Source organism: Streptomyces sp. MnatMP-M17 (genome assembly GCF_900091995.1).
Classification (GTDB): Bacteria; Actinomycetota; Actinomycetes; order Streptomycetales; family Streptomycetaceae; genus Streptomyces.
Window position 1 is genome coordinate 1 of the sequence record NZ_FMDK01000242.1, and the last position, 8696, is coordinate 8696.

Here is an 8696-nt window from a genome sequence, read left to right on the forward strand (position 1 = left end):
ATCGGCCCGGCCCGAGCGGCGGGCCGCCGCCCATCCGGAAGGAAACGTGTGGAAGCCAACCCTCGTAGCACCGGGCGTCTGCCGGCAGCCTTCCTGACGCCCGGCTCGTCCTCGTTCATGGACTTCCTGTCCCACCACTCGCCGGACATGCTGCCCGGCAAGCGTTCGCTGCCGCCGTTGCAGGGCGCCATCGAGGCGCCGCACGGTACGACGATCGTCGCGACTACCTTTCCCGGTGGCGTGGTGCTCGCCGGTGACCGGCGGGCGACCATGGGGAACATGATCGCGCAGCGCGACATCGAGAAGGTCTTCCCGGCCGACGAGTACTCGGCCGTGGGTATCGCCGGCACCGCCGGTCTCGCGGTGGAGATGGTCAAGCTCTTCCAGCTCGAACTGGAGCACTTCGAGAAGGTCGAAGGCGCCCAGCTCTCCCTGGAGGGCAAGGCCAACCGGCTCTCCACGATGATCCGAAGCAATCTCGCCATGGCCATGCAGGGCCTGGCCGTGGTCCCGCTCTTCGCCGGCTGGGACGTGGACCGCGGCAAGGGCCGCATCTTCTCGTACGACGTGACGGGCGGCCGGTCCGAGGAGTCGGGCTTCGCGTCCACCGGCTCCGGCTCGATCTTCGCCCGTGGAGCGATGAAGAAGCTCTACCGCGAGGACCTGACGGAACAGCAGGCCATCACCCTGGTCGTCCAGGCGCTGTACGACGCGGCGGACGACGACTCGGCGACGGGCGGCCCCGATGTGGCGCGACGGATCTATCCGATCGTCACGATCATCACGGACGAGGGCTTCCGGAAGCTGACGGACGAGGAGTCCTCGGAGATCGCCCGTTCGATCCTCGAGCGCCGGCTGGAGCAGCCCGACGGCCCGCGCGCCGCGCTGCTCTGATGCCGCCCTCTTCTGAATAAACATGCCACTGACAGAAAGGGACGGATAGCCGGTGTCGACGCCGTTCTATGTCTCACCCCAGCAGGCCATGGCCGACCGGGCGGAGTACGCGCGCAAGGGCATCGCCCGTGGTCGCAGCCTGGTTGTGCTTCAGTACGCCGACGGCATCGTCTTCGTCGGCGAGAACCCGTCCCGCGCGCTGCACAAGTTCAGCGAGATCTACGACCGGATCGGTTTCGCGGCGGCCGGCAAGTACAACGAGTACGAGAATCTCCGGATCGGCGGTGTCCGCTACGCCGATCTGCGCGGATACACCTATGACCGCGACGATGTCACCGCCCGTGGTCTCGCCAATGTCTACGCGCAGACGCTCGGCACGATCTTCTCCAGCGCCGGTGAGAAGCCCTATGAGGTCGAGCTGGTCGTCGCCGAGGTGGGCGCGACACCGGACGGCGACCAGATCTACCGGCTGCCGCACGACGGATCGATCGTGGACGAGCACGGCTCGGTCGCGGTGGGCGGCAGCTCGGAGCAGATCAGTACGTATCTGGACCAGCGGCACCGCGAGGGCATGTCGCTCGCGGAGGCGCTGAAGCTGGCCGTCCAGGCGCTGTCCAGGGACACCAACGGCGGTGAGCGGGAGATTCCGGCGGAGCGGCTGGAAGTGGCGGTCCTGGACCGTACGCGACCGCAGCAGCGCAAGTTCAAGCGGATCGTCGGACGTCAGCTCTCCCGGCTGCTGGACGCGGACGGCGCGGCCTCCACGCCGACGGACGCGCCCTCGGACACGGAAGAGCCGGACTCCGCCGCCTCTCCGTCGGCGGACACGTCCGAGGACAACGGCAAGAAGGACACCGCGAAGCCGGACAGCACCGAGTAGCCGACCCGGATCCCCGGATCGGCCTCGACCTGGACCGGACCCCGAACGGATCAGCCCTGCCTGTGCCCCGGCCCGCCCACGCGGCCCGGGGCACGGATCAGCCCTGCCTGTGCCCCGGCCCGCCCACGCGGCCCGGGGCACAGGCAGGTCAGGCGTCGGAGGGCGGTGGCGCGGTGGAGGCCCGGACGACCAGGGAGACCGGCAGATCGCCCGGTTCCGGGCGCCGGCCGTCCAGGACCGCCAGCAGGGCCGTCATGCCCCGCTCGCCGACCTGCTCGGCCGGGAGGCTCACCGTGGTCAGTTCCGGCTCGATCGCCGTCGCGAGCGCCAGATCGTCGAAGCCGGTGACCGAGATGTCCTCCGGCACCCGCAGACCGAGGCGCCGAAGCGCCTTGTAGGCCCCTGCGGCCAGGATGTCGCCGTCGCAGATCAGCGCCGTGGGCCGAGGACCCGGAGCGGCGAGGGCGTGCTCGACGGCCTCCCGCGCGGCGCCGACCTCCAGCGGCGCCGACACCGTCCGTACGACCGCGTCCGGCACTCCCCGTACCGCGCCGGCCAGGGCCTCGGCGCGTACGTCGAAGGTCCATGAGGCGACCGAGGAGGCGAGATGGAGCAGGCGCCGGTGGCCGAGACCGAGCAGATGTCCGGTCACCTGACGGATGCCGCCGGCGATGTCGAGATTCACCCGGGCGGCGGCACCGGGGCCCGCCGGATCGCTGTCGAGCATCACCAGCGGCAGATCCGCGCCCCGGATCGCGTCCAGCGCCTCCGTCGCCATCGAGGAGGCGATCACTCCGTCCAGCGCGGCCCGCGCCGAGGCGAAGGGATCCCGTGCGGGCCCCACGCCGGCGGGTGATGGGTAGAGGACCACTCCGAAGCCGTGCTCGGCGGCGACCTCGGCCGCGCCGGTGTAGACCCGGGCGAAGAACTCGTTGGTGAGCGCGGGTACGACCAGGAGCGCGGTCCTGGTCGTCCCGAGACGGAGATTGCGGGCCGCGAGATTGGGCCGGTAGCCGAGCGCGTGCGCCGCGTCCCGTACGAGCCCGGCGGTCCGCTCCGAGACCCTGCCCCGCCATTTGTCCCCGAGGACCAGCGAGACCGTGGCCTGGGACACACCCGCGGTCCGCGCCACATCCCTGCTGGTGGGCCTGGCGGGCTGCTCTGTCATGGCTACCGTGCTCCGTCGCGCTCGTCCGGCGGTTCCTGTCCGCCTCGGCGCCGGGCAGTGGACCCGCGGACTGGCCACATGGTACGTATGACGGCGACGTTATACGTAAAACCCCGGCCGGGCCGGGCGAGGGAAGGGACGGCACATGGCCACCGGCTACGTGGACATCCTCAAGGCGCCGCACGCAGCGCGGCTGCTCGCCGGCACACTCGTGGGCCGGCTGCCGAACGCCACGGGCCCGATCGCCGTCGTGCTGCTCGTCCGGGACGGCGGAGGCAGCTACAGCCTCGCCGGCGCGCTCGCCGCGGTGTACGGCGTCGCCAACGCCGTCGGACAGCCGCTGCTCGGCCGGGCCGTGGATCTGTACGGCCAGCCCCGGGTGCAGCTTCCCGCCGCCGTCGTCTCCGCCCTCGGCGCCGTGCTGCTCGTCGTCGCCGGGACCGGCTCCCCACTGCTCGCCTACGGTGCCGTCGCGGTCGCGGGACTGTTCACACCGCCGCTGGAGGGCGGGCTGCGGGCGCTGTGGCCCCATGTCCTCGGCGGTGAGGAGCGGGTGCACCGGGCGTACGCCATGGATGCTGTGGCGCAGGAGATCATGTTCACCGTCGGCCCGCTGCTCGTCACTCTGCTGGTCGCGCTCTGGTCGCCGGCCACCGCGCTGCTGGTCATCAACGCGATCGGCGTGCTCGGCGCGCTCTCCGTCGTCCTCTCCGCGCCGTCCCGCGCCTGGCGCTCCGCGCCGCGCGAGGCGCACTGGCTCGGCGCCCTGCGCTCACCGGGCCTGCTGGCCCTGCTGGGCGCGTTCCTCTTCGTCGGGATAGCCCTGGGCTCGATCACCGTCGCGGGCATCGCCTACGCCGACGACCAGGGCCGGGAGTCCGTCTACGGCTGGCTGATGGCCGCGCTCGGCCTCGGCGCGCTGGTGGGCGGCTCGGTGTACGGGGCCAGGGAGTGGACCGGCGCTCCGGAGCGGCGGCTGCGTACCATCGTCGCCCTGCTGGCCCTCTGCTATCTGCCGCTGACACTCACACCCGGTGTGCTCGCGATGACCGGGCTGGCCGCCGTCGCCGGGATCTTCCTCGCGCCCGCGATCGCCTGTGCCTTCATCGTCGTCGACCGGCACGCGCCGCGCGGCACTGTCACCGAGGCGTTCTCCTGGCTCGTCACCACGATCGGTGTCGGTTCCGCGCTCGGTACGGCCGCTGCCGGGCCCGCCGTGGAGCTGGGCGGCACCTCCGCGAGCTTCGCGGTCGCCGGGGCCGCGGGTGTCGCCGCGCTGCTGGTACTGCTGGCCACACAGCGGGTCCTCGCGGCTCCCGGCCGAGGTGCCGATGCCACCATCCGGACGGAAACAGATCAAGGCGGAGCGGCCGAACCCGGTTTCAGCTCTGGTCATCAGGCGTAATGTTCAGACATGGACCGCCGCATTTTCGGGCTGGAGAACGAGTACGGCGTCACGTGCACGTTCAGGGGACAGCGCCGACTGTCACCTGACGAAGTGGCGCGCTACCTCTTCCGCCGTGTTGTCTCATGGGGCCGCAGCAGCAATGTCTTCCTGCGGAACGGCGCCCGTCTCTACCTCGACGTGGGTTCGCATCCGGAATACGCAACTCCCGAATGCGACAACGTGACCGAACTGGTCACCCACGACAAGGCGGGCGAGCGCATTCTCGAAGGCCTGCTCGTCGACGCCGAACGCCGCCTGCACGAGGAGGGAATCGCGGGCGACGTCTATCTCTTCAAGAACAACACCGACTCGGCGGGAAACTCCTACGGCTGCCACGAGAACTATCTCGTCGCCCGCCATGGAGAGTTCTCCCGGCTCGCGGACATCCTCATCCCCTTCCTCGTCACCAGGCAGCTCCTCTGCGGCGCGGGCAAGGTGCTCCAGACGCCTCGTGGCGCGGTCTACTGCGTCAGCCAGCGCGCCGAGCACATCTGGGAGGGCGTCAGCTCCGCCACCACCCGCTCCCGTCCGATCATCAACACCCGCGACGAACCGCACGCGGACGCGGAGCGCTACCGCAGGCTCCATGTCATCGTCGGCGACTCGAACATGTCCGAGACGACCATGCTGCTCAAGGTCGGCGCCACCGATCTCGTGCTGCGCATGATCGAGGCGGGCACGGTGATGCGCGATCTCACCCTGGAGAACCCGATCCGGGCGATCCGCGAGGTCAGTCATGACCTCACCGGCCAGCGCAAGGTGCGGCTGGCCAGCGGCCGGGAGGCCTCCGCGCTGGAGGTTCAGCGGGAGTACTACGAGAAGGCCGTGGACTTCGTGGAGCGCCGGGGTATCCGCACCGGCACGGTCGAGCAGGTGCTCGAACTCTGGGGCCGCACGCTGGACGCGATCGAGGAGGAGGACCTCGACCGTATCTCCACCGAGATCGACTGGGTGATGAAGTACCAGCTCATCGAGCGGTACCGGGCCAAGCACAATATGACGATGTCGCACCCGCGGGTCGCCCAGATAGATCTCGCCTACCACGACATCCACCGCCGCCGCGGCCTCTACTACCTGCTGGAGAAGCGGGGCCAGGCCGCCCGGATCTGCAACGACCTGAAGATCTTCGAGGGCAAGTCCGTGCCTCCGCAGACCACCAGGGCGCGGCTGCGCGGCGACTTCATCCGCCGGGCGCAGGAGCAGCGCCGGGACTTCACCGTCGACTGGGTGCATCTCAAGCTCAACGACCAGGCACAGCGCACGGTGCTCTGCAAGGACCCGTTCCGTTCCGTGGACGACCGCGTGGAGAAGCTGATCGCCGGTATGTAGTGCTGGGCGACGCTTCGACGCAATACGCCGGGCCCTGTACGTACGCGTGCAGGGCCCGTGCCATGTCCGGGACACCCCCTAGAGTGTCGTGCAACTACCGTGCCGTCTGAGATCTGAGGAATACGTGCGCCGACTTGCCGGCCTGATCGTCGTCCCCTTGCTGCTGTTGTCGACAGCGGCGTGCGGCGATGACGGAGGCTCCGATTCCGCCCCGTCCAAGAACGGACTTCCCGCGATCACCGCGGGTACCAAGTTCGGTGAGAAGCCGACCCTCGCCAAGGGCGAGGGAACTCCGCCCAAGGAGCTCAAGGTCGACGTCATCAGCAAGGGTGACGGTCCCACGGTCAAAAAGGGTGACGCGATCCAGGTCAATTACCTGGGTCAGAGCTGGGACTCCGACAAGCCGTTCGACAACAGCTTCGACCGCAAGCAGCCCTTCGATCTGACGCTGGGCGCCGGCATGGTCATCAAGGGCTGGGACCAGGGCCTGGAGGGCCAGAAGGTCGGCAGCCGCGTCCAGCTCGGCATTCCGCCGGAGCTCGGTTACGGAGCGCAGGGCCAGGACGGCATCAAGCCCAACGCCACACTGGTCTTCGTCGTGGACATTCTGAAGGCGACCCAGGTCCCGGTCTCCGCCAAGGGCACCGCGGTGGCACAGGACAACATCGATCTGCCGAAGGTCGGGACGAACGACGACGGCAAGGAGCCGACGGTCACGATCCCGAAGACCGATCCGCCCAAGGAACTGGTCTCCACCTATGTCCTGGAGAGCGACGGCCCGGTCGTCAAGGACTCGGACACGGTCGTGCTGAACTACACGGCGTATCTGTGGAAGAACCGCAAGGGGTTCGACAGTACGTACCAGACGGGCCGCACCACGACCTTCCCGCTGCCCCAACTGACGCTGAAGGGCCTCAAGTCGGGGATCGTCGGCAAGAAGGTGGGCAGCAGGGTCCTGATCGTGATCCCGCCGGACCAGGCCTTCGGCGACCAGGAGCAGCAGGGCATCCCGAAGAACTCCACACTGGTGTTCGCGGTGGACATCCTGGCGAAGGTGTAAGACTGTCCCGGTTGCCCCGTTCATCATTTAGAGGAGCAGTTCAGTGAGCATCGAGAAGCCCGAGATCGACTTCCCGGGTGGCGAGCCGCCGGCCGATCTGGAGATCAAGGACATCACGGAGGGCGACGGCCCGGTGGCCAAGGCGGGCGACACCGTCTCCGTCCACTATGTGGGTGTGGCCTTCTCCACCGGCGAGGAGTTCGACGCGTCCTGGAACCGCGGCACGCCGCTCCAGTTCCAGCTCGGCGCCGGCCAGGTCATCAAGGGCTGGGACCAGGGCGTCCAGGGCATGAAGGTCGGCGGCCGTCGTCAGCTCACCATCCCCGCGCACCTCGCCTACGGCGACCGTGGCGCCGGTGGTGGCACCATCGCCCCGGGCGAGACGCTGATCTTCGTCTGCGATCTGGTCTCTGTCTGATCCGGTCTGAACCCGGTCTGATCCCGTCAGGACGAAGACCCGAGGGCCCGTGCCGTCCGCATGGGCCCTCGGCTTTTGTCCCGACACCCCGGGGCGGTACGGTCAACGAGCGGAGGCCGCAACGATCAAAAGGGGTGCAAGGCGTCGATGGCCATTGCCAAGGCCGAGCGACTGATGAATCTGGCGCTGTGTCTGCTCGGGACCCGGCGTCCGCTCAGCAAGCGCGAGCTGCGGGGCTCCATCGAGGCCTATCTGGAGGCGGGCACCGACGATTCCTTCAACCGGATGTTCGAGCGGGACAAGGAAGATCTGCGCGAACTCGGCCTGGTCATCGAGACGGTGGAGAATCTCGACGGTGAAACCGGCTATCTCGCCCGGCGCGACAGCAACCGGCTGCCCGCGATCACCCTTGACGCCGAGGAGGCCGCGGCCCTCGGACTCGCGGCCAAGGTCTGGCAGCAGGCCCGGCTCGCGGGCGCGGCGAGCGGCGCCCTCCAGAAGCTGCGCGCCGCCGGAATGCCGGAGGCTGAGGACGCGTACGAGGCGCACCACAGCGCGCTCGAACCGCGGATCCCGGTCCATGAGGCCGCCTTCGAACCGCTCATGCTCGCCTGCCGCGACCGTCGGCCCGTCATCTTCGACTACCGCAAGGCCAACGCGGCCCGCCCCGAGCAGCGTCAGGTCGAGCCCTGGACGCTGGAGTGCTGGCGCGGCCACTGGTATCTGGCCGGCTGGGACCGCGACCGAGGCGCCGAGCGCGTCTTCCGGCTCTCCCGGATCACCGGCAAGGTCCGCTCCCGCAGCGGTGTGTTCACCGCGCCGGTGCCCGATGTGGTGACCGTACGGGAGACCGTGGAGAGCTGGGCGGGAGAGACCGCGACCCGCTCCGCGCTGATCAGACTGCGCTCCGGCTGCGGCTATCCGCTGCGCTCCCGGGCGCTGTCGTCCCGGGAACTGGGCGACGGCTGGGACGAGCTGGAGGTCCCGTACGGACACGGCCTGGACGCCTGGCTGGTGGAGTTCGGCCCCGACGTGGTCGTACTGGAACCCGCCGATCTGCGGGCCGATGTGGTCGAGCGGCTGCGCGCCGTGGCCAAGGGCTGAGAGGGACTCGGACAACCATGGCAGCCAACGCCATCGACCAGACCCGGCGGATGCTCTCGCTGGTGACCTATCTGCGGGAGCGCCCCGGCGCCCATGTCAGCGATGTGGCCCGCGCGTTCGGGATCAGCGAGGACGAGCTGATCTCCGATCTCGATGTCCTTCCCATGTGCGGGACCAGCTTCCGCGGCGGCGATCTGCTCGACATCGACACCGACGGCGACCGGATCTGGTGGCACAACCCGGACGATGTCGCCGAACCGCTGCGGCTCGCCGCCGACGAGGCGACGGCGCTGCTCGTCGCGGCCCGCGCCGTCACGACTCTGCCCGGGCTGCGGGAGGGCGACCGGCAGGCGCTGCTGCGCGCCACCGCCAAGCTGGAGGCCGCGGCCGGGGGGG

General features: G+C 69.5%; 8 protein-coding genes and 1 pseudogene. 8 read left to right on the forward strand and 1 reads right to left on the reverse strand.

The genetic code is table 11. The annotated features are described in order from the left end of the window. Positions 1–48: 48 nt before the first annotated feature. Positions 49–894, forward strand: a complete 846-nt coding sequence (prcB, locus tag GA0115259_RS11790) for a proteasome subunit beta (RefSeq protein WP_093594845.1) — start codon at positions 49–51, stop codon at positions 892–894. 52 nt (positions 895–946) lie between these two features. After that, positions 947–1774, forward strand: a complete 828-nt coding sequence (prcA, locus tag GA0115259_RS11795; RefSeq protein ID WP_093594848.1) for a proteasome subunit alpha — start codon at positions 947–949, stop codon at positions 1772–1774. Positions 1775–1922: 148 nt separating this feature from the next. Here the strand turns inward: prcA and GA0115259_RS11800 are convergent, their stop codons facing one another. Continuing rightward, positions 1923–2942: a LacI family DNA-binding transcriptional regulator gene (locus GA0115259_RS11800; protein WP_093594851.1), complete on the reverse strand. Its 1020-nt coding sequence runs from the start codon at positions 2940–2942 to the stop codon at positions 1923–1925. 145 nt (positions 2943–3087) lie between these two features. Between GA0115259_RS11800 and GA0115259_RS11805 the strand changes: the two genes are divergently transcribed. From GA0115259_RS11805 to GA0115259_RS11830, 6 genes and pseudogenes are all read left to right on the forward strand, one after another. Further along, positions 3088–4347, forward strand: a complete 1260-nt coding sequence (locus tag GA0115259_RS11805; protein WP_093594854.1) for an MFS transporter — start codon at positions 3088–3090, stop codon at positions 4345–4347. A gap of 9 nt (positions 4348–4356) precedes the next feature. Beyond that, entirely contained in the window at positions 4357–5718 is a 1362-nt protein-coding gene (pafA, locus tag GA0115259_RS11810) for a Pup--protein ligase (RefSeq protein WP_093594857.1), read from the forward strand. 124 nt (positions 5719–5842) lie between these two features. Next, positions 5843–6778, forward strand: coding sequence for an FKBP-type peptidyl-prolyl cis-trans isomerase (locus tag GA0115259_RS11815; protein ID WP_093594860.1), 936 nt, complete (start codon positions 5843–5845; stop codon positions 6776–6778). A gap of 43 nt (positions 6779–6821) precedes the next feature. Continuing rightward, a complete protein-coding gene (locus tag GA0115259_RS11820) occupies positions 6822–7196 on the forward strand; it encodes an FKBP-type peptidyl-prolyl cis-trans isomerase (protein ID WP_066952649.1) in 375 nt (124 codons plus the stop codon). A gap of 147 nt (positions 7197–7343) precedes the next feature. Continuing rightward, positions 7344–8300, forward strand: coding sequence for a helix-turn-helix transcriptional regulator (locus tag GA0115259_RS11825; protein WP_093594863.1), 957 nt, complete (start codon positions 7344–7346; stop codon positions 8298–8300). A gap of 17 nt (positions 8301–8317) precedes the next feature. Then, positions 8318–8696: pseudogene (locus GA0115259_RS11830) on the forward strand (WYL domain-containing protein); the annotation flags it as partial.

Bases quoted from the DNA above. Each gene is read 5' to 3' on its own strand.
- GA0115259_RS11825 (WP_093594863.1), top strand. From the start codon at position 7,344: ATGGCCATTGCCAAGGCCGAGCGACTGATGAATCTGGCGCTGTGTCTG.
- pafA (WP_093594857.1), top strand. From the start codon at position 4,357: ATGGACCGCCGCATTTTCGGGCTGGAGAACGAGTACGGCGTCACGTGC.
- GA0115259_RS11800 (WP_093594851.1), bottom strand. From the start codon at position 2,942: ATGACAGAGCAGCCCGCCAGGCCCACCAGCAGGGATGTGGCGCGGACC.
- GA0115259_RS11805 (WP_093594854.1), top strand. From the start codon at position 3,088: ATGGCCACCGGCTACGTGGACATCCTCAAGGCGCCGCACGCAGCGCGG.